This is a genomic window from Streptomyces sp. NPDC002144, assembly GCF_053593695.1.
This window is the reverse complement of record NZ_JBSFDB010000027.1, coordinates 24,006-42,562: the sequence shown is the minus strand read 5'-3', so window position 1 is coordinate 42,562 and position 18,557 is coordinate 24,006. Positions and strand designations below refer to the sequence as shown.

The 18,557-nt window shown below is 71.9% G+C and carries 18 protein-coding genes; 6 read left to right on the top strand and 12 right to left on the bottom strand.

Features of this window, described 5'->3' with window-relative positions; translation table 11 throughout:
- Window positions 1-89 precede the first annotated feature (89 nt).
- Both ACWCQ1_RS33545 and ACWCQ1_RS33540 read left to right on the top strand, forming a co-directional pair.
- Window positions 90-911, top strand: coding sequence for an enoyl-CoA hydratase/isomerase family protein (locus ACWCQ1_RS33545; RefSeq protein WP_451028080.1), 822 nt, complete (start codon window positions 90-92; stop codon window positions 909-911).
- A 25-nt stretch (window positions 912-936) separates the two neighbouring features.
- The gene (locus ACWCQ1_RS33540) at window positions 937-1,437 is read left to right on the top strand and encodes a MaoC family dehydratase (protein WP_133048103.1); all 501 of its coding nucleotides are present in this window, start codon (window positions 937-939) and stop codon (window positions 1,435-1,437) included.
- Here ACWCQ1_RS33540 and ACWCQ1_RS33535 read toward each other — a convergent pair.
- On the bottom strand, window positions 1,416-2,816 hold the full coding sequence (locus ACWCQ1_RS33535; RefSeq protein WP_451028079.1) for a family 1 glycosylhydrolase: 1,401 nt from the start codon (window positions 2,814-2,816) through the stop codon (window positions 1,416-1,418). The genes ACWCQ1_RS33540 and ACWCQ1_RS33535 overlap by 22 nt on opposite strands.
- Before the next feature lie 132 nt (window positions 2,817-2,948).
- On the bottom strand, window positions 2,949-3,815 hold the full coding sequence (locus ACWCQ1_RS33530) for a crotonase/enoyl-CoA hydratase family protein (RefSeq protein WP_358597147.1): 867 nt from the start codon (window positions 3,813-3,815) through the stop codon (window positions 2,949-2,951).
- Between the two features lie 66 nt (window positions 3,816-3,881).
- On the opposite strand from ACWCQ1_RS33530, the gene ACWCQ1_RS33525 reads away from it, so the two are divergent.
- From ACWCQ1_RS33525 to ACWCQ1_RS33515, 3 genes are read left to right on the top strand one after another with little or no spacing between them, the layout of a single operon-like run.
- Complete coding sequence (locus tag ACWCQ1_RS33525; protein WP_358597144.1) at window positions 3,882-4,679, top strand: enoyl-CoA hydratase/isomerase family protein; 798 nt, start codon at window positions 3,882-3,884, stop codon at window positions 4,677-4,679.
- Window positions 4,680-4,697: 18 nt separating this feature from the next.
- Window positions 4,698-5,834: an acyl-CoA dehydrogenase family protein gene (locus tag ACWCQ1_RS33520; protein ID WP_358597141.1), complete on the top strand. Its 1,137-nt coding sequence runs from the start codon at window positions 4,698-4,700 to the stop codon at window positions 5,832-5,834.
- Window positions 5,831-6,853 carry an LLM class F420-dependent oxidoreductase gene (locus ACWCQ1_RS33515; protein WP_451028078.1) on the top strand — a complete coding sequence of 341 codons (1,023 nt, stop codon included), beginning with the start codon at window positions 5,831-5,833 and terminating at the stop codon, window positions 6,851-6,853. Before ACWCQ1_RS33520 ends, ACWCQ1_RS33515 begins: the two co-directional genes overlap by 4 nt.
- A 3-nt stretch (window positions 6,854-6,856) precedes the next feature.
- On the opposite strand, the gene ACWCQ1_RS33510 is transcribed toward ACWCQ1_RS33515, so the two are convergent.
- The 10 genes from ACWCQ1_RS33510 to ACWCQ1_RS33465 form a co-directional block, all read right to left on the bottom strand.
- Complete coding sequence (locus ACWCQ1_RS33510) at window positions 6,857-7,633, bottom strand: FadR/GntR family transcriptional regulator (protein WP_133048109.1); 777 nt, start codon at window positions 7,631-7,633, stop codon at window positions 6,857-6,859.
- A gap of 86 nt (window positions 7,634-7,719) precedes the next feature.
- Window positions 7,720-8,313: a GTP-binding protein gene (locus ACWCQ1_RS33505; RefSeq protein WP_133048110.1), complete on the bottom strand. Its 594-nt coding sequence runs from the start codon at window positions 8,311-8,313 to the stop codon at window positions 7,720-7,722.
- On the bottom strand, window positions 8,294-8,662 hold the full coding sequence (locus ACWCQ1_RS33500; RefSeq protein ID WP_451028121.1) for a DUF742 domain-containing protein: 369 nt from the start codon (window positions 8,660-8,662) through the stop codon (window positions 8,294-8,296). The genes ACWCQ1_RS33505 and ACWCQ1_RS33500 overlap by 20 nt, the downstream gene beginning before the upstream one ends.
- A 17-nt stretch (window positions 8,663-8,679) precedes the next feature.
- Window positions 8,680-9,114 carry a roadblock/LC7 domain-containing protein gene (locus ACWCQ1_RS33495; RefSeq protein WP_358597135.1) on the bottom strand — a complete coding sequence of 145 codons (435 nt, stop codon included), beginning with the start codon at window positions 9,112-9,114 and terminating at the stop codon, window positions 8,680-8,682.
- 2 nt (window positions 9,115-9,116) lie between these two features.
- The gene (locus tag ACWCQ1_RS33490) at window positions 9,117-11,681 is read right to left on the bottom strand and encodes a nitrate- and nitrite sensing domain-containing protein (protein WP_451028077.1); all 2,565 of its coding nucleotides are present in this window, start codon (window positions 11,679-11,681) and stop codon (window positions 9,117-9,119) included.
- Between the two features lie 132 nt (window positions 11,682-11,813).
- Window positions 11,814-12,233 (bottom strand): Zn-ribbon domain-containing OB-fold protein, encoded by a 420-nt coding sequence (locus tag ACWCQ1_RS33485; RefSeq protein ID WP_451028076.1) that lies wholly within the window; start codon window positions 12,231-12,233, stop codon window positions 11,814-11,816.
- Window positions 12,230-13,390 (bottom strand): thiolase family protein, encoded by a 1,161-nt coding sequence (locus ACWCQ1_RS33480; protein ID WP_451028075.1) that lies wholly within the window; start codon window positions 13,388-13,390, stop codon window positions 12,230-12,232. Before ACWCQ1_RS33480 ends, ACWCQ1_RS33485 begins: the two co-directional genes overlap by 4 nt.
- Window positions 13,387-14,961 carry an AMP-binding protein gene (locus ACWCQ1_RS33475; RefSeq protein ID WP_451028074.1) on the bottom strand — a complete coding sequence of 525 codons (1,575 nt, stop codon included), beginning with the start codon at window positions 14,959-14,961 and terminating at the stop codon, window positions 13,387-13,389. Before ACWCQ1_RS33475 ends, ACWCQ1_RS33480 begins: the two co-directional genes overlap by 4 nt.
- Before the next feature lie 25 nt (window positions 14,962-14,986).
- Window positions 14,987-16,477 carry an aldehyde dehydrogenase family protein gene (locus ACWCQ1_RS33470; RefSeq protein ID WP_358597120.1) on the bottom strand — a complete coding sequence of 497 codons (1,491 nt, stop codon included), beginning with the start codon at window positions 16,475-16,477 and terminating at the stop codon, window positions 14,987-14,989.
- Window positions 16,478-16,551: 74 nt separating this feature from the next.
- Complete coding sequence (locus ACWCQ1_RS33465) at window positions 16,552-17,694, bottom strand: acyl-CoA dehydrogenase family protein (protein WP_451028073.1); 1,143 nt, start codon at window positions 17,692-17,694, stop codon at window positions 16,552-16,554.
- Window positions 17,695-17,794: 100 nt separating this feature from the next.
- On the opposite strand from ACWCQ1_RS33465, the gene ACWCQ1_RS33460 reads away from it, so the two are divergent.
- Window positions 17,795-18,550 carry an SDR family NAD(P)-dependent oxidoreductase gene (locus ACWCQ1_RS33460; RefSeq protein WP_133048118.1) on the top strand — a complete coding sequence of 252 codons (756 nt, stop codon included), beginning with the start codon at window positions 17,795-17,797 and terminating at the stop codon, window positions 18,548-18,550.
- The last annotated feature ends 7 nt before the right edge of the window (window positions 18,551-18,557 follow it).

Here is an 18,557-nt window from a genome sequence, read left to right as displayed (position 1 = left end):
CTGCGAAGCGTCTGCCGATCGCTTGCCGCTCTCCGCTCGATACAGTTAGATAATTATAGTATCCGCACTGATTACGCCAGGAGCGCGACGTGACCGATCCCTATGCCCCGTTCACGAGCCTGACCTTCGAGCGGCCCGCGCCCGGCGTGCTGCGCGTCGTGCTCGACGCCCCGAACCTCAACGCGGTGGACCCGCGGATGCACGGCGAACTGGCCGACATCTGGCCGGTGATCGACCGGGACGAGCAGGTCCGGGCGGTGCTGGTCCAGGGGGCGGGCCGGGCGTTCTCCGCGGGCGGGACCTTCGACTCGATCCAGGCCCTGACCGAGGACCACGCGGTGCGCGCCCGGGTGATGCGCGAGGCGCGGGACATGGTGTACGGGGTCATGAACTGCTCCAAGCCGGTGGTCTCCGCGATCCACGGGCCGGCCGTGGGGGCGGGGCTGGTCATCGGCATGCTGGCGGACGTCTCGATCGCGGCCCGCACGGCGAAGATCGTCGACGGACACACCCGCCTCGGGGTCGCGGCCGGGGACCACGCGGCCATCTGCTGGCCCCTGCTGTGCGGCATGGCCAAGGCCAAGTACTACCTGCTGACCTGCGAGGCCCTCACGGGCGAGGAGGCCGAGCGGATCGGACTGGTGTCGAAGTGCGTGGCCGACGAGGAGGTGCACGCCGAGGCGCTGCGGGTGGCCGAGGTCCTGGCCGCCGGTCCCGCGAGCGCCATCAGCTGGACCAAGCGGTCCCTCAACCACTGGTACCGCAGCGCCCAGCCCGCCTTCGAGGCCTCGCTCGGCCTGGAGTTCTTCGGGTTCGCGGGCCACGAGGTCGTCGAGGGCCTGGCGGCCCACCGCGACAAGCGCGCCCCCGACTTCGTGGCCGTGGCCGAGAAGCACCCGCTCGACCTGTGACGACACCACCGAAAGGAAGCCGCACATGACCGCGCAGGACACGACGACCGCCATCCCGCCCCTGGTGAAGGGGCTGACCTACGAGGAGATGCCGGTCGGGCAGGTCTTCCGGACCGCCCGCCGGACCGTCACCGAGACCGACCTGGTCAACTTCGTCACCTGGGGCGGCTTCACCGAGCCGCTGTTCTGGGACGCCACGCACGCGGCGGAGGGCGGCTACACGGGCCGGCTGGTCCCGGGCGGTCTGACGTACTGCCTCGCCGAGGGCCTCGTCCTGCAGACGAACGTCCTGCACGGCACGGGCCTCGCCTTCCTGCACATGGAACTGACCGTGCACGGACCGGTGTACGTCGGCGACACGCTGTACGCCGTCGTCGAGACCACCGGCTCGCGCCCCTCCAGCAAGCCCGGCCGGGGCGTGGTGACCAGCCGGGTCACGGTGCGCAACCAGCGGGACGAGGACGTGCTGGTCTACTGCCCGGTACGGCTGATCCGCGGCCGGGACTACGAGGCGCCGACGCCCTGAGCGGGGCTCACCAGGGTCAGACCGGTCCGCGTGCCGTCGGCGGGCGGGGCGGCGAAGGCTCCGGCGCGCACCCAGTCGGAGGGCATCGCGGGCCGGGGCGCGAGCTCGTGGTCGGGGACGGCCATCGCGTACAGGCGGGTGTAGCGGAACTTGGCCTCCAGGTTGTCCAGGACCGACCAGTACTCGTAGCCGCACACCTCCACTCCGGCGTCGACGAGCCCCGCCAGCCAGGAGAGCCGGGCGCGCAGCAGGGCCTGACGCCGGGTGTCGTCGCGGCGCCCGGCGCCGTCGACCAGGTCCAGGTCGCCCATGCCGTTGTCGACGACGGACAGCGGGGGCAGCAGGTCCCCGTACAGGTCGCACAGGCCCGCGACGGCGTCGGCGAGCCCCTCGGGGATGATGGGCCAGCCGTAGGCGGTGGTCTCCACCTCGTCGAAGGGGACGATCGCGAAGCCGAGGCCGACGAGCAGCCGGTTGACCTCGTTGAGGGCGCTGCGGCACTTCGTGCTCGGCAGCACCCGGGGCAGGTTCTCGGGCGCGGTGACGCGGAACGGCGTGTGCCAGGAGACGGCCAGCAGGTCCTGGGCGGTGGTGATGACGTCCAGGTCGCCGGGGCGTACGCAGCCGGTGGCCGCCACGGGCGCGAGGTCGTCCTCGGTCACCATGTGCTCGCCGAGCAGCAGCGGGTCGAGGAAGATGCGGTTGGTCCAGCTCTCCAGGCGCTCCAGGGCGAGCCGGTCGTAGGGGTCGTCGGTGGCCGGGTAGCCGCCCACGAGGGTGACCGTGGTCCCGATCCGGCCGGCGGCACCCGCGGCACGCAGGGCCCGGGTGGCGAGTCCGTTGGCGAGGAGGATGTGGTGGACCGCGGGGAGCCCTGCGCGGCCCGCGCCGCGGCCCGGTGAGTACATTCCGGCCACATGGTCGGCGAGGGTGGGCCCGGCCAGGTCGGTGGAGGTGATCCAGCGTTCCACCCGGTCGCCGAGGCGGCGGCCCAGCTCGCCGGCGTACGCGGCGAAGTGCTCGGCGGTGTCGCGGGCGAGCCAGCCTCCGGCGCCGTCCAGCCAGGGCGGCAGCGTGCGGTCGACGAGGGTGAGGGCGGGCCGCTTCCCCTGGGCGAGCAGGGCGTCGAGCGCGCGCTCGCAGCGGTCCAGCGCCCGCCGGTCCCAGCTGCCCGGGCCGTCCGGCTGGAGCAGCGGCCAGCCCGCGACCATGCGGTGGGTGTCGGCGGTGACGCCGAGCAGCTGCCGCATGTCGTCGGTCCACTGCCCGAAGTGTCCGCCGCGCTCCTGAGCGGGCGGCGGCGGGGCCGCGACGGTGTCCGCGGTGGCGACCCCCCAGTCGACCCCGCGCAGCGATTCATGCAGGAAACCATCGCTCATGGTTACCGTCCAGGCGGTGAATGGTTTAGCGCATTCAACTGAATGTCCGCCGACCGGACGCTAACACTTCATGCAAACCACGACAATGTTTCGGCCACATCTCGTCGGTATGTAAAGGGTGTGGCCGGCCCGCTACTCCCCGAACGGCCGGAACTCCTCCTCCTGCCACCAGGGGTACACGGCCGGCATGTCCTTGCTCACCAGGCCGGGGAAGGCGGGCGGCCGCTTGGCGAGGAACGACTCGACACCCTCGACGGGGTCCGGGCCGCCACCGATCTGACTCATGATCCGCGAGTCGAGCCGGTGCGCGGTCATGGGGTGGGGCTCGCCGAGCATGCGCCACATCATCTGGCGGGACAGGGCGACGGAGACGGCCGAGGTGTTCTCGGCGATCTCCCGGGCCAGCGCGTACGCCGCCGGGAGCAGTTCCTCCGGTGCGTGGACGGAGCGGACCAGCCCCGCCGCCAGCGCCTCCTCGGGGCCGAAGACGCGGCCGGTGGCCACCCACTCCATGGCCCGCTGCATGCCGACCGCCCGGGGCAGGAACCAGCTCGCGGCGGACTCCGGCACGATGCCGCGACGGGCGAAGACGAACCCGAACTTCGCCGTGGTCGACGCCAGCCGGATGTCCATGGGCAGCGTCATGCTGGCCCCCACGCCCGCCGCCGGGCCGTTGATCGCCGCGATGACCGGCTTGGTGCTGGCGAAGATCCGCAGCGCGACCCGGCCGCCGGTGTCCCGGTGCCAGGCGCCCGCCTTGCGGTGGTCGAACGACGAACCGCCGGAGCTGACGTCGGCGCCCGCGCAGAAACCGCGTCCGGCGCCGGTCACCACGATCACCCGCACCCCGTCGTCCGCGTCCGCCGCGTCCAGGACGTCGAGCAGGTCCTGCATCATGCGCGGGTTGAAGGCGTTGAGCTTCTCCGGCCGGTCCAGGGTGACCGTGAGGATCCGGTCGGCCAGCTCGGCCCGTACGGTCTCGTACTCCTGCTGCGGCATGCGCGTCCTCCGTCACTCCGCGACCCGGTTTCCAGAAAGCTTAATTAGTTATAGCATTCAACTCTAATGACGGACCCCTGGACGAGGGCGGCGGAGATGACGGATCTGGTGGTGACGGCCGTCGGGCCCATCCGGCTGGTCGAGCTGAACCGGCCCGAGCAGCTGAACGCGATGAGCGACGAGCTCCACACCGGCCTCGCGTCGGTGTGGGACGAGCTCGCCGCCGATCCGGAGGCACGGGTGATCGTCCTGACGGGGCGCGGCCGGGCGTTCAGCGCCGGCGGCAACCTCGACACCATGACCCGCGTCCAGCGCGACGGCGCCTTCCGGCAGCGGCAGGTCGACGAGGCGCGCGCGATCATCACCGGCCTGGTCCGCTGCCCCCTGCCCGTCGTCGCGGCGGTCAACGGCCCCGCCGTGGGCCTCGGTTGCAGCCTCGCCCTGCTCAGCGATCTCGTGCTGATCGCCGACGACACCTATGTCGCCGACCCCCACGTCCAGGTCGGACTCGTCGCGGGCGACGGCGGCGCGTACGTGCTGCCGCTGCTCGTGGGCCTGACCCGGGCGAAGGAACTGCTCTTCCTGGGCGACCGGGTGAGCGCCGAGGACGCGGTCCGGCTCGGCATCGCCAACCGCGCCGTGCCCGGGGACAAGCTCATGGACGAGGCCATGGACCTGGCCGGACGGCTGGCGGCGCTGCCCGCGCAGGCGCTGCGCGAGACCAAGCGCGCCGTCAACCGGCATCTGGAGCAGTCCCTCGACACGGTGATGGAGCCGGCCCTGCTCGCCGAGCGGGACACCATGCACGCGCCGGACCACATCGCCGCCGTGGAGCGGATCATCGCCGCACGCGGCCGCCGCTGAACCGCAGAGGAGCACGGGATGGACTTCGCGTTCAGCGAGGAGCAGGAGGAACTCGGCCGCACGGTGCGGGCGTTCCTCGCGGCCACCTCGCCGGAGACCGAGGTACGGCGTCTGATGGAGACCCCCGAGGGCTTCGACCGGGCGCTGTGGCGCCGGATGGGCACGGAGCTGGGCCTGCAGGGGCTCGCCGTGCCCGAGGAGTACGGCGGGGCCGGGTGCGGGCCGGTCGAGATGGGCGTGGTGATGGAGGAGACGGGCCGCGCCCTGCTGTGCGCGCCCATCCTGTCCTCCGCCGTCCTGGCGACCACCACGCTGCTGCGCTGCGCCGACGAGGAGGCCCGCAAGCGTCTGCTGCCGGGGCTGGCGGCCGGAGAGCTCGTCGCGACACTGGCCCTGACCGAGGACTCGGCACGATGGGACGCGGCGGGGGTCGGACTCACCGCCCGTGCGTCCGGCGGCAGTTGGCTGCTGACCGGGCACAAGACCTTCGTGCTCGACGGGGCGGCCGCCGATGTCGTGCTCACCGTGGCGCGGGCCGCCGACGGGATCGGCGTCTTCGTGGTGGACGGTGACGCGCCCGGCCTGACGCGTGCGCCGCTGCCCACCCTGGACCCGACCCGCCGGCAGGCCCGCCTGGAGTACCTCGAGGTTCCGGCGACACGGCTGCGGACGCACGGCGACGGCTGGGACCTGGTCGCCCAGGTGCTCGACCGGGCCGCCGTCGCGCTGGCCGCCGAACAGGTCGGGGTGGCGTCCCGCGCGCTCGACATGGCGGTGGAGTACGCCAAGGTCCGCCATCAGTTCGGGCGGGCGATCGGCTCCTTCCAGGCCGTCAAGCATCTGCTGGCCGACGTCCTGCTGGAGGTCGAGTCGGCGCGCGCCGCCGCGCACTACGCCCTGCTCGCCGCCGAGAACGACGCCCCGGACCTGCCCGCCGTGGCGAGCCTGGCCAAGGCGTTCTGCTCCGACGCGTGTGTGCGGGCCACGGCGGACAACATCCAGGTCCACGGCGGTATCGGCTTCACCTGGGAACACCCGGCCCACCTCTATCTGAAGCGGGCCAAGACGTCACAGCTGCTGTTCGGCGATCCCGCGTACCATCGCGAACTGCTCGCACAGCGCATCGGCATGGAAGCGGGCGAAGGAGCGGCATGAAGGTCGACGGCAAGCTCAACGTGTGGAGCACGGCGGAGGTCGTGGAGGAGGCCCGCCATCACGAGAAGGCGGGATACGACGGGCTGTGGGCCTCGGAGTCCAAACACGACCCCTTCCTGCCCCTGCTGCTGGCCGCCGAGCACACCGGCCGGCTGGAGGTCGGCACCGCCATCGCGGTGGCCTTCGCCCGCTCCCCCATGCAACTGGCGTACACCGCACACGACTTGCAGACGTACTCCGGCGGGCGCTTCTCGCTCGGCCTGGGCAGCCAGATCAAGCCGCACATCGAGCGGCGCTTCGCGATGCCGTGGAGCCGGCCCGCCGCCCGTATGCGGGAGTACGTCAGCGCGCTGCGCGCCATCTGGGCCGCCTGGAACGAGGGCGAACGGCTGGACTTCCGCGGCGACTTCTACTCGCACACGCTGATGTCCCCGTTCTTCTCCCCGCCGCCCGCCACCGGCGGCGCGCCCAAGGTGTTCGTGGCCGCCGTCGGGGAGGCGATGACGCGGGTCGCGGGCGAGGTGTCCGACGGTCTGCTCGCCCACGGCTTCACCACCGAGCGGTATCTGCGCGAGGTCACCCTGCCGACCGTCGACGCCGGACTGGCGTCCTCGGGCCGCACACGCGCCGACTTCTCCGTCTCCCATCTGCTGCTGACCGCGACCGGCGGGACGGAGGAGGAGATGGCCCGCGCGATCGACGGCACCCGCGCCCAGGTCGCCTTCTACGGCAGCACGCCCGCCTACCGCGGGGTCCTGGAACTGCACGGCTGGGGCGAACTCGGCGACGAACTGCACGCGTTGTCGACCTCCCGGCGCGAGGACAAGTGGGAGGCGATGACCCGGCTCGTCGACGACGAGGTCCTGAACACCTTCGCGGTGGTGGCGGAGCCGGATCGGGTGGCGGGCGAGATCCGGCGCCGGTACGGGGCGCTGGTCGACCGCGTGTCCTTCTACACCGCCTACGAGACCCGCGCCGAGGTGTGGGAGCCGATCGTGGCGGAGCTGCGCGAGAGCTGACCGTCAGCCGAGCAAGTCCAGGACGGTGGTCATGGACCTGCTCTGCAGCAGATAGTCCTCCGCCTCCTGCAGATGCACGCGCCACAGCTCCTCCGCGGCCTCGGCGCGGCGCGCGGCCACCAGGTCCACGAGCGCGCCGTGGGCGCGGAAGCCCCGGCGGTTGGCCCGGACGTTCTCCGGGCTGCCGGCGTCGAGGTCGACGTGGGACCAGTTCGCCTGGTCGATGATGTGACGGACCATGCCGTTGAGGACGCCGAGCGTCTCGTTGCCCGCGAGTTCCACGACCAGGGCGTGGAACTCCATGTGGGCGCGGATGAAGGCCGAGGGGTCGTCCATGAGCCGCTCGGCCCCGGCGACGGCGGCCCGCAGTCTGCGCAGGTCCTCGTCGGTGCGCCGCTCGGCCAGCAGACCCGCGCACGGCGCCTCGATCACCGTACGGGCGTCGTACACGTCCTTCAATGTCGTGCCCCGGTACTCCAGCACCAGACCGGCGTAGCGGGCGGCCACCGTGCCCTCCGGGACCTGGACCCGCGCCCCGCCCCGGGCGCCCCGACGCACGTCGATCAGCGACTCCGACTCCAGCACCCGGAACGCCTCGCGCAGGGTGGGCCGGGAGACGGCGAACTCCTCCATCAGCGCCGTCTCGGACGGCAGCGCGTCGCCCTCCACGAGCTCACCGCGCACGATCATGCGGCGCAGCCGTGCCGCGACCAGTTCCGCCATCTTGGGGACCCGGACCTGGGCGCCGCCGATCCCGCCGCGTCTCCCGTTCTCACTCATCGCGGGGACCACCTCCGTCCGGCCGGCAGGCGCGCGGCGCGCCTCAACCCGGTGGACCCCATACTAGAACTAGATAACTATTTAAGCTAGGTAATCGAGTTCGTCCGAATGAGGTGATCGGCCAGCGTCACCAACAGATCGCGGCCGACGGACCGTTCGCGCATGTCACCCATCATCAGCGGGACGCCGGGATCGAGGTCGAGCGCCTCGCGTACCTCCCGCTCACCGCGGTCCCGGCGCCCGTGGAAACAGTTGACACCGACCACGAAGGGGATGCGGCGGCTCTCGAAGAAGTCGATGGAGGCGAAGCTGGTCTCCAGTCTGCGGGTGTCGGCCAGGACGACCGCGCCCAGGGCGCCGTGCACCAGGTCGTTCCACATGAACCAGAAGCGCTCCTGGCCGGGCGTGCCGAAGAGGTAGACCACCAGCCGGGGACTGACCATGATGCGGCCGAAGTCCATGGCGACGGTGGTCGTCGACTTGCGCTCGACGCCCTCGACGTCGTCGACGCCGACACTGGCCACGGTGAGGTACTCCTCGGTGCGCAGCGGCGCCACCTCACTCACCGCGCCGACCAGGGTCGTCTTGCCGACGCCGAAGCCGCCGGCCACGAGGATCTTGACGGCCGCGGGAGCCGCGCCCAGGGTGCGCGGGGCGAGGTCAAAGTCTGCGGAGGCCATCCCTCACCGCCCGAAGTAGGTTCATGTCCATGGTGCTTCCTGCCGCGACTGCGAGCGGCGGACGGGTGGCCACCCTGCCGAGGGCCACCAGGTCGTCGATCAGAATCTTCGCCACCGAGATCGGCAGATCCAGCGCGGAGGCGATCTCGGCCACCGCCGCCGGCGTGCGGCACTGCCGCAGGATGGCGCGGTGCTCGGGTTGCAGACCGCGCGAGGACCGGCCGGGAGCCTCCGGCTCGACGGTGGTCACGAGCGTGATGAGGGTCAGGTCGTCACGGGCGGGGGCGGTGCGGCCCTGGGTGATCGTGTAGGGCCGGACGGACTGGGTGTCCGCGTCGTCCGCCTCCATGCCGTCCGTCCAGTGGCTCACTCACGTACACCGCCCTCGACGCTGGGCATGACGACGCGTGCCTCCGCGCCGAGGCGCCGGCCCACCTGCTGCATGAGGGTGTGCATGGCCACGGCCATCAGTTCGGCGTCCACCTCCTGGGAGGCGACGACGGCCAGATGTGTGCCCTGGCCCGCGGCGGAGACGAACAGCCACAGGTCGGCCAGCTCGACGATCACCTGGTGCACCGGCCCGCCGTCGAAGAGCGTCCCGACCCCGCGGGCCAGGCTCTGCTGGCCGGTCGCCACGGCGGCGAGGCGCTCCGCGTCGCCACGGGCGATGGTGCTGGACTGGCTCACCACCAGACCGTCGTCGGACAGCACGATGGCGTGCCGGGTGCCCGGAACCTGTTCGACGAGGCCGTCCAGCAGCCAGTCGAGATCCTGATGAGTGGCGGTCGTACGCAGTGTCATGGTCAGTCTTCCGTCGGGAAACTTCTGCGGGTCGGCAAGGTGTCTGCGGGGCCGAGGGCTGGGGGACTCGCACTCCTGGCCATACGGGACTGGCGTTGGAAGGCGCCGACGGTGGCGCCGGAACGGGCCGGCGTGGGCCTGGGGCCCGCCTCCCGCTCCTCGGGTCGCTCCCGGGCTGCGGCGCCCGGGTCGCGCAACTCATCGACGAGGCTGGCCTGGCGCACGCGTTTGGGCAGCGGTTGCACCACGCCGGGGGCGACGGACCTGGCCTGCGCGCCGGACGGGTCCGGTGCCGCGTGGCCGGGGGGCGGGCCGAACGGCTGGGAGGGCAGACGCCTCCGTGGTGGGCCGCCCGTGCCCGGTCCGCCGTTCGTGCCCGGTCCGCCGTTCGTGCCCGGTCCGCCGTTCGTGCCCGGTGCGCCCGGCTGCCGCCCCCCGGGATGGGCACGCGGCATGTCCCGCAGGGCAGCCGGGCCGGACGGTACGCCGTCCGCGACCGGCCGGTGCGCGCCCGGGTCCGGGCCCTGCGCAGGATCCGGTACGGCCTCGAAGGCCGACGCGGCCGGGAGGGGCGCCGGCGGCCAGGAACCCACGGTCTCCTCCGGCGGCCCGGAGGCGTCGACGACGACCAGTTCGTCGGGGATGAGGACGACCACCCGGGTCCCGCCGAACGCCGAGGGCCGCAGGTCCACCTGGATACCGAGGCCCTGCGCCAGCCGGGCGACGACGTACAGCCCGAGCCTGACGTCGTCGGCCCGCGACATCACGTCCATGCGGGGCGGGTCGGCCATCATCCGGTTGACCGCCTCGTACTGCGCCTCGTCCATGCCCACCCCGCGGTCCTCGATCTCCACCGCGAGACCGCGCCCGACCCGGGCGGCGTACACCTCCACCGGGGTCGGCGGCCGGGAGAAGCCCACCGCGTTCTCCATGAGTTCGGCCAGGACGTGGATGACGAGACCGACGGCACGCTCGGACAGCCAGACCCGGCCCTGCACCTCGATCTGGATCCGCCGGTAGTCCTGCACCTCGCTCTGGGCGGAGCGCAGCACGTCCAGCACCAGCACCGGCTTGCGCCAGCGCCGTTGGGGCTGGCCGCCGCCGAGGATGACCAGGTTCTCCTCGTAGCGGCGCAGCCTCGCGGTGAGGTGGTCGAGGTCGAACAGGTCCTCCAGCACCTCGGGGTCCTCGTGCTTGCGTTCCAGTTCGCTGAGTTTCTTCATCTGCAGGCCGATGAGCAGCTGGGTACGGCGGGCGATGCGCTGCAGCAGCTTCTCGAATCCGTGGAGCTGGCCCACCTGGGCCACCGTGGTGTCGAGGGCGGTGTGCCGGGCGAGGTTGAGGGCCTGGCCCAGCTGCCCGAGCTCGTCGCCGCTGTGCCGGATCGCCGGGAGTTCGGCGTCCGGGTCGACGACCTCGCCCCGGCGCATGCGGTCCACCACGTCCGGCAGCCGGCTCTGCAGGTCCAGTGCCGCGGTGCGCAGGGCGGAGATCCGGCGGCGCAGCACGCGGGTGAACAGGACGGTGATCAGGGCGACCACGAACACGGCGACGGCGTTGCTGACGCTGGTGACGATCAGCCGGGTCTCCATCGCCCGCAACTGCTTGTCCGTGGCGGCCGTCAGGGTCTTGGCGTAGGCGGCGTTGCGCTGCTGAAGCCCCGCGGTGACCTGCTGGACGCTGTCGCGCCAGGTCCGGCCGAGCCCCTTGGAGAACGGGTCCGAGTCCTTTCCGGAGGCGGAGTCCGCGAGCACGGCCTGTTCGACGGCGGTCTTCTTCTTCCACCCGCTGCCCGCCATGAGCTCGCGGAACTGCCGCGCCTCGTCGTCCGAGAGCAGCGGCACGACCTTGTCGTCGAAGATGAACTGCTGGGCGCCGATCAAGGCGGCGAGCTGTGCCCGGTCGGTCCCGGAGAGCCTGCCGGTGACCGAGGCCCGGGTGAGCAGCGCGTCCTGCCGCGAGATCATCTCCATGCCCCAGTCCTCGTCGATGACCGGGCGGACGAGGTGGTCGATGCCGGGCAGACCGACGGTGCTGAGCGTGTTGAACACCTTCAGGTGCAGGGAGACCAGACCCGTGTAGCGGTCGAACGTCTGCTGCGGCGAGGAGGTCCGCCCGTCCACGCCCGCGCGGTAGTCGGCCAGGTTCCGCAGGGCCCTGCTCAGGTCGACGACGTCGCCGCGGATGTCGGCCGGCGCGTTCCACCCGCTGCCGGGCAGCGCGTCGACGGCCTTGACGGCCGCGTCGGTACGGGCCCGCTGCGCGCGCAGCTGCTGCTGGAACGCGGCGGGGTCGGCCAGGGCCGCCTCGCTGAGCCGGCGTTCCTCCTGCAGGGAGAAGAAGGCGCCCAGGACCGGCCGGGCGGCCTGTGTGGACACGTCGTTGCGGTCCTGCTGGCGCCGCCAGTCGCTGTAGAGCTGCGCGGAGTCGACCGCCCACAGCGCCACCAGGGTCACGATGGGCACCAGGGCCAGGACGAGCAGGACCGTACGCAGCGCCGGCTGCCGTTCGGCTCCGGGTTCCCGCCTGCCGCCCTGTCTCTTCGACGCTCGCGCATGCACTGCCACTTCAGGTCCTCAGCGATGCTCACAGAGGCGGGTCACCCCAGCGGTGCCCGCGATGCGGGTGATGCTATCGCCGGAAACCGCTAACCAAATACACTGAGAGCAATCAGTGTTTAAATTATGACGAGCTGGCAGTCATTCTGTGATCGACGGGGACGGCCGGTTCTCCGGTACGAAGTACGGCAACGTGATCTCGTCGGTGAGGGCGCGGAATTCCACGTGGACGCGCAGTCCGATGACGACGTCCCCGGGGTCGCCCGCGTCCACGTGCGCCAGCAGGGTGGCCCCGTCGTCGAGGTCGATCACGGCCAGCGCGAACGGGGTGTCGAAGCCGGGTCCGGGTGCGCGGTGGACGACGGTCACCGAGTAGACGGTTCCCCGGCCCGCGCTGGGCGCGTACCGCCAGTCGCGCGCCATGCAGCCGGGGCAGGCGGGTTCGGGGACGAAGAAGCGCAGACCGCAGGTCGGGCAGTGCGGGACGACCAGCTCGCCGCGCCGGGCCGCCTCCCAGAACGGCCGGGACAGCGGCGTCGGGACGGGTACGGGCCGGCTCATCGCATCCTCCCCAGCACGCTCATCTCGTAGTGCTGCGCCCCCGAACCGGCGTTGCCGACGACCGCCAGCTCCGCGCCCTCCACCTGGTGCACGGCCGTGCCGCGCAACTGCCGTACCGCTTCGACGACTTTGAGGGTCATCTGCTGGGTGCCGTTCCAGGCGTACGCCAGGCAGCCGCCGTCCGGGTTGACCGGGTGCTTGCCGCCGACGGCGATGGCGCCGCTCGCGGCCAGCGGGCCGCCCTCGCCCTCGCCGCACAGGCCGAGGATCTCCAACTGGCGGATGATCTCGAAGGAGTTGGGGTCGTAGAGGGAGAAGACGTCCACGTCGTGCGGGCCGATGCCGGCCATCGCGTAGGCGCGCTCGGCGGCCTGCCGCCCGAGCCCGCCGACCTCCCGGTACAGCGCCGGGTTCGCGTACGCGGCCTGGTGGTACTGCATGCCGCCGCCGAGGACGGCGACGGGCGGGTGCGGCAGGTCCCGGGCCCGCTCGGCGGTGGTCACGACGAGCGCCGCGCCGCCCTCGCCGACGATGCAGCAGTCCAGCAGATGGAAGGGCGTGGCCACCATGCGGGAGGCGAGCACGTCGTCGGCGGTGTACGGGCCACGCCCGTACATCATCGCCTCCGGGTTGGTGGTGCCGTTGTTGCGGATGGTGGCGGCGACCTCGGCGAGCTGGCGGGAGGTCGTGCCGTACTCGTGCATGTGCCGGGCGGCCACCAGGGCGAACTGGGCGACGACATAACTGCCCCACACGTCCGCGAACTCCAGGGCCACCCCGGCCCCGACGGGGCCGGTCCCCCGCGAGACCAGCTTGCAGCCGCCGACCACGACGGTGTCGGCGAACCCCGCCCGCACGGCCGCCGCCGCCTTCAGCAGGCCGCGCGAGCCCGCGTTGTCGAGCATCGAGTCGCTGGTCCAGCTCAGGTCCCGGCCGAACATGCGCGCCCAGGAGCTGCCCTCGCCGGGCACACCGCCGGGGCCGGGCCAGTCGACCTGGGCGCCGTCGACGTCCGACGGCGCCAGCCCGGCGTCCACGAGCGCGCCGCTCACCGCTTCGAGCGCGAGGTCCATGGCGTCCCGGTCCGGGAGGGACAGCGCCTGTTCGGTGGCGTACACGCCGACGACGACCGGCCGGCGGCGGTCCGCGGGGTTCACCGTCCCGCGCCGAGCGTGTCGCCGCCCGGGTAACCGCCGCCTCCGAAGCGCTCGTCGAGCGCCTCGTAGTCCTTCGCGAAGTCCTTGGTGCGGGGCAGCGCGTCGAGGAACTCCACCGTCTTGGGCTTCTTGTACGAGGCGATCCGCGCCCGGCAGTGCTCGACCACGTCCTCGGCGGTGACCGGTCCGGCGTCGGCGTGCAGCACCACGACGGCCTTGACGTCCTGCGCCCAGCGCTCGTTGGGCACGCCGATCACGGCGGCCTCCTTCACCGCCGGATGGGACTCGATGCAGTTCTCCACCTCGGCGGGGAAGATGTTCTCGGCGGCCGACTTGAGCATGCGGGTGGTCGTGCCGAGGAAGCTGATCGTGCCGTCGGCCTCGCGGCGGCCGAGGTCGGTGGTGTGCCACCAGCCGAAGCGGAAGCGCTCCTCGTTGATCTCCGGCCGGTTCCAGTAGCCGAGGTGCACGAGGTCCCCGCGGACGCAGATCTCACCGGCCACCCCGGTCGCGCACTCCGCGCCGGTGCTGTCGAGGACGCGTACGGCGGTGCCGGGGCCGGGGCGTCCCGCGTTGCCGGTGCCCGTACCGCCGTAGGCGCCCGTCACGGCGAAGCCGGTCACCTCGGTCTGCCCGTAACCACGGCCCTCGCCACCGCCGTTGCGGGTGAAGCGGCTGGTGTCGGTGGGCACGGTGCCCTGCCACAGGGGGGCGGCGACGCTCGCCCGCAGATGCGAGAGGTCGTGCCCGGCCTCGCGGTTCAGCGCGACGAGCTGCGCGATGGTCGGCGGCATCAGATAGGCGTGGGTGCACTTCTCGGCGGCCAGCAACGGCAGCAGCTCGTCGGCGACGACCCGGCGCACGATGACGTTCTTGCCGCCGTGGACGAAGGCCGGGACGCCCCAGAACTGGTAGTTGCCGATGTGGAACATGGGCCCGGCGCCGAGGAAGGCGGTCTCCGTGCCGATGTCCCCCATCCAGGCGGCGCCCGCGCCCATGGCGAGGAGGTTGCGGTGCGAGAGCATCGAGCCGGACTGGCGTCCGGAGATCGCCGCGGTGTAGATGACGAGCAGCGCCGCGTCGGGATCGACGTCGGCATCCGGGTCCTCGGGTGAACCGGCGGCCAGGAAGGACTCGTACGAGTCGGGCCCCTCGGTGTCGTGCCGCAGCCACAACGCCCGGTGGTCACTGCCGAGTTCGGCCCGCGCCTTGCCGACGGTGTCGCCGATCTCCTCGTCCTGCCAGACGATGACCCGCGGGTCGAAGTCCTCGACGGCGAAGGCCATTTCGGGGGCGGCCCAGCGCCAGTAGCCGGGGCAGACCATGGCACCGGTCTTCGCGGCGGCACCGAGCAGCTCCCAGATGCGGAAGGAGTTCTGGCCCAGCCACAGGATGCGGTCGCCGGGGCCGACGCCCGCCTCGGTGAGGGCGTTGGCGAGGCGGTTGGTGCGCTCGTCGAGCTGCGGCCAGGTCAGCCGGATGTCGCCGTCGACGAGGGCGACACCGTCGGGGTAGGACCTGCGGTGCTCGCGGATGAGGTCGCCGAACGTCAGGCGGCGGGCGGGATTCACGGTGGTTCGCTCCTGTGGGATCTCGTCAGACGCGGCCGACGCCGACGCCCTTGACGTGGATGAACTCCTCCAGTCCGGCCCTGCCGCCCTCCCGCCCGAACCCGCTGAGGCCGACGCCCCCGAAGGGCGTGGCCGGCGAGGTGATCGGGTTCGGGCCGGGGTTGACGTACACCGTGCCGGCCTTCAGGCGCGGCACCAGGCGGTTCACGCGGGCGATGTCGCGGGACTGGACATAGGCGGACAGGCCGTACTCGGTGTCGTTGGCGAGGGCGACCGCCTCGTCCTCGGTGTCGAACGGGGTGAGGGCGAGGACGGGACCGAAGATCTCCCGCTGGGCGAGGTCGCTCCTGTTGTCGACGTCGGCGAAGACGGTCGGGGAGACGAACCAGCCGTCGGCGTCGATGCGTTCACCGCCGTACACCAGCCGTCCCGCGCCGTCCTGCACCGCCCTGTCGATCACGCCCCGGACGCGGTCGCGGGCGGCTGCGTTGATCAGGGGCCCGATGTAGGTCGTCGGGTCGAGCGGGTCGCCCACGGGGAGATGGGCGACCACCCCGGTGACCCGGGCGACCACCTCGTCGTAGATCGGCCGCTCCACCAGCAGGCGGGTGGGCAGTGCGCAGCCCTGGCCGGTGTTGCTCATGGCGAAGGCCGCGCAGTACGGCACGACGGTGTCGAGGTCGGTGTCGGCGAAGAGCAGGTTGGCGGACTTGCCGCCGAGTTCGAACAGGACGGGCTTGAGGCTGAGCGCCGCGTCGGCCATGATGCGGCGCGCGGTGGCGGGGCCGCCGGTGAAGGAGATCTTGTCCACGCCGGGGTGCGTGACCAGGGCCGATCCGGCCTCGCCGAGGCCGGTGACGACGTTGATCACGCCGTCGGGGATGCCCGCCTCACGGGCCAGGTCGGCGAAGAGCAGCGCGGAGAACGGGGTGGACTCGGCCGGCTTGATCACCACGGTGTTGCCGGCGGCGAGCGAGGGCGGGACCTTCATCGCCAGGGACAGCGCGGGAGAGTTCCAGGTGATGATGTGACCGATCACGCCGTACGGCTCGGCCAGGGTGTACTCGACGTTCTCGTGGGGGCTGTGGGCCGCGCCGACCATGCCCTCGATCTTGTCGGCCCAGCCCGCGTAGTACTCGGTCCACTCGGCGATGTGCGTTCCGACGTTCTCGGCCCAGCCGCCGACGCAGACGCCGTTCTCCAGCGGGCAGATCGCCGCGAAGTCGGGAATGTGGTCCCGGATCAGCTGTGCGAAGCGGGTGAGCAGACGGCGCCGCTCGGCCGGCCGCATGCCGCCCCAGACCTCGAACGCGGTCCGGGCCGCGGCGACGGCCTGGTCCACCTCGCCGGGGCCCGCGAGCGGGATCTCGGCCTGGACGAGACCGGTCGCCGGGTTGACGTGCTCGAAGAGCCCGCCGCTGGTGTCGGACAGCTCCTTGCCGCCGATGACGAGGCGTGGGCGCGGCAGAACCTGCTCGGCCCGCTGTCGGTGCAGTGCTACGTCGACGGTGACCACAGTTGCCTCCTGTCCATACACTTCGCTTAAATAGCTAACCTATTTATCGGTGTCAGTCAATGACAGTGCCGGTGTCACAGACCCAGCGAGCGGCCGACGATCTCCTGCATGATCTCCGAGGTGCCGCCGAACACCCGCTGCACCCGGCTGTCACGCCAGATGCGGGCGATCTCGTACTCGTTGACGTAGCCGTAGCCGCCGAAGAGCTGCATGCAGCGGTCGATGACCGCCCAGCCGGTCTCCGTGGTCCAGTACTTGGCCGCGGCGGCCTCCTCGGCCGTCAACTCGCCCTGGACCAGGGCCATGATGCAGCCGTCGACATAGACCCGGGCGGCGGCGAGCTTCGCCTTGATGTCCGCGAGGGCGAACCGGTTGGCCTGGAACTCGCCGATCGGCCGGCCGAAGGCGGTGCGCGTCCTGGCGTACTCCAGGGTCACGTCGAAGGCCCGCTGCGCGGAGGCGAGCGCGGCGACGGCGATGGCGAGCCGCTCGGTGGGGAGGTTGCCCATCATGTGGTAGAAACCGCGCCCCTCCTGGCCGATCAGGTTCTCGGCGGGGACGCGCACCTCGCGGAAGAAGAGTTCGGCGGTGTCCTGGGCCTTCATCCCGACCTTGTCGAGCTTGCGGCCGCGCTCGAAGCCCTCGGCGCCGCGCTCGACGACGATCAGGCTGATGCCCTTGTGCCCGGCCGCCGGGTCGGTCTTGCAGGCGACGATGACGAGATCGGCGAGGATGCCGTTGGTGATGAAGGTCTTGGAGCCGTCGATCACCCACGCGTCGCCCTCCCGGCGGGCGGTGGTGCGGATGCCCTTCAGGTCGGATCCGGCGGCGGGCTCGGACAGGGCGAGCGCGCAGATGGTCTCGCCGGCGATCACCCCGGGCAGCCAGCGGGCCTTCTGCTCCGGGGTGGTGAGGTTCATGAGGTAGGGCGGGACGACGTCGTTCTGCAGGCCGAGCCCGATGCCGACGGCGCCGGTGGCGGCCATCTCCTCCGCCATGATGGCGTTGTAGCGGAAGTCGCGGACGCCCTGCCCGCCGTACTCCTCCGGGAACTCCCAGCCGATCAGTCCGGCCTTGCCCGCCGCCTCCCACGCGGCCCGGCCCACCTGTCCCTCGCGCTCCCACTCCGCGCTGTACGGGACGCATTCCCGCAGGTAGTACGAGCGGGCGGTCTCGCGGAACAGGTCGTGCTCCTCGGCGAAGATCGTACGGCGCATCTCGACTCCACTCCTGCGTCCCACATGCTCTGCATCTCGCTTATTTAGCTGAAGTAGTTATACGATAGCGCTGTTTTAGGAGCCGGGACAGGGAGGGCGCGTGAGCGTACGGGACAAGGTGGCGCTCGTCACCGGAGCGGGACGCGGCATCGGCGAGGCGATCGCCGACCGGCTCGCCGACCGGGGAGCCGCGGTCGCCGTCTGCGACCTGGACCCCGAGGCCGCGGGCAAGGTGGCGGCGCGGCTCGCGGAGCGGTACGGGGTGCGCGCGGCCGGCGTGGGCGCGGACATCTCCGACCGCTCGGCCGTGCACGCGGCCGTGGAGCGGGTGGCGGCCGAACTCGGCCCGGTGGACGTGCTGGTGAACAACGCGGCCGTGGACGTCATCGGGCGGTTCGTGGACAGCGACGAGGAGACCTGGGACCGGATCATCGCGGTCAACCTGCGCGGGACGATCACCGTGACCCGGGCGGTGCTCGATTCGATGATCGAGCGCGGCGGCGGCCGGATCGTGCACATCGCCTCGGACGCCGGCCGGGTCGGTTCCTCCGGGGAGGTCGTGTACTCCGCGACCAAGGGCGGTGTCATCGCCTTCGGCAAGGCCCTGGCCCGCGAGGTGGCCCGGCACGGCATCACCGTCAACAGCGTCTGCCCCGGGCCGACCGACACCGCGCTGCTCGGGCAGGTCGCCGAGTACAGCCGGAAGATGTACGACGCGACCGTGCGGGCCATCCCGCTGCGCCGCGTCGCCCAGCCCGCCGAGATCGCCGGCGTGGTGGCCTTCCTCGCGTCCGACGACGCCGCCTACATGACCGGGCAGACGCTCTCGGTCAGCGGCGGCCTGACGATGGTCTGAGGTGATC

Coding starts and splice junctions, on each gene's coding strand:
- ACWCQ1_RS33535 (WP_451028079.1), bottom strand. CDS start 2,816: ATGAGCGATGGTTTCCTGCATGAATCGCTGCGCGGGGTCGACTGGGGG.
- ACWCQ1_RS33525 (WP_358597144.1), top strand. CDS start 3,882: ATGACGGACCCCTGGACGAGGGCGGCGGAGATGACGGATCTGGTGGTG.
- ACWCQ1_RS33540 (WP_133048103.1), top strand. CDS start 937: ATGACCGCGCAGGACACGACGACCGCCATCCCGCCCCTGGTGAAGGGG.
- ACWCQ1_RS33495 (WP_358597135.1), bottom strand. CDS start 9,114: ATGACACTGCGTACGACCGCCACTCATCAGGATCTCGACTGGCTGCTG.
- ACWCQ1_RS33520 (WP_358597141.1), top strand. CDS start 4,698: ATGGACTTCGCGTTCAGCGAGGAGCAGGAGGAACTCGGCCGCACGGTG.
- ACWCQ1_RS33530 (WP_358597147.1), bottom strand. CDS start 3,815: ATGCCGCAGCAGGAGTACGAGACCGTACGGGCCGAGCTGGCCGACCGG.
- ACWCQ1_RS33515 (WP_451028078.1), top strand. CDS start 5,831: ATGAAGGTCGACGGCAAGCTCAACGTGTGGAGCACGGCGGAGGTCGTG.
- ACWCQ1_RS33505 (WP_133048110.1), bottom strand. CDS start 8,313: ATGGCCTCCGCAGACTTTGACCTCGCCCCGCGCACCCTGGGCGCGGCT.
- ACWCQ1_RS33510 (WP_133048109.1), bottom strand. CDS start 7,633: ATGAGTGAGAACGGGAGACGCGGCGGGATCGGCGGCGCCCAGGTCCGG.
- ACWCQ1_RS33500 (WP_451028121.1), bottom strand. CDS start 8,662: ATGGAGGCGGACGACGCGGACACCCAGTCCGTCCGGCCCTACACGATC.
- ACWCQ1_RS33485 (WP_451028076.1), bottom strand. CDS start 12,233: ATGAGCCGGCCCGTACCCGTCCCGACGCCGCTGTCCCGGCCGTTCTGG.
- ACWCQ1_RS33465 (WP_451028073.1), bottom strand. CDS start 17,694: ATGCGCCGTACGATCTTCGCCGAGGAGCACGACCTGTTCCGCGAGACC.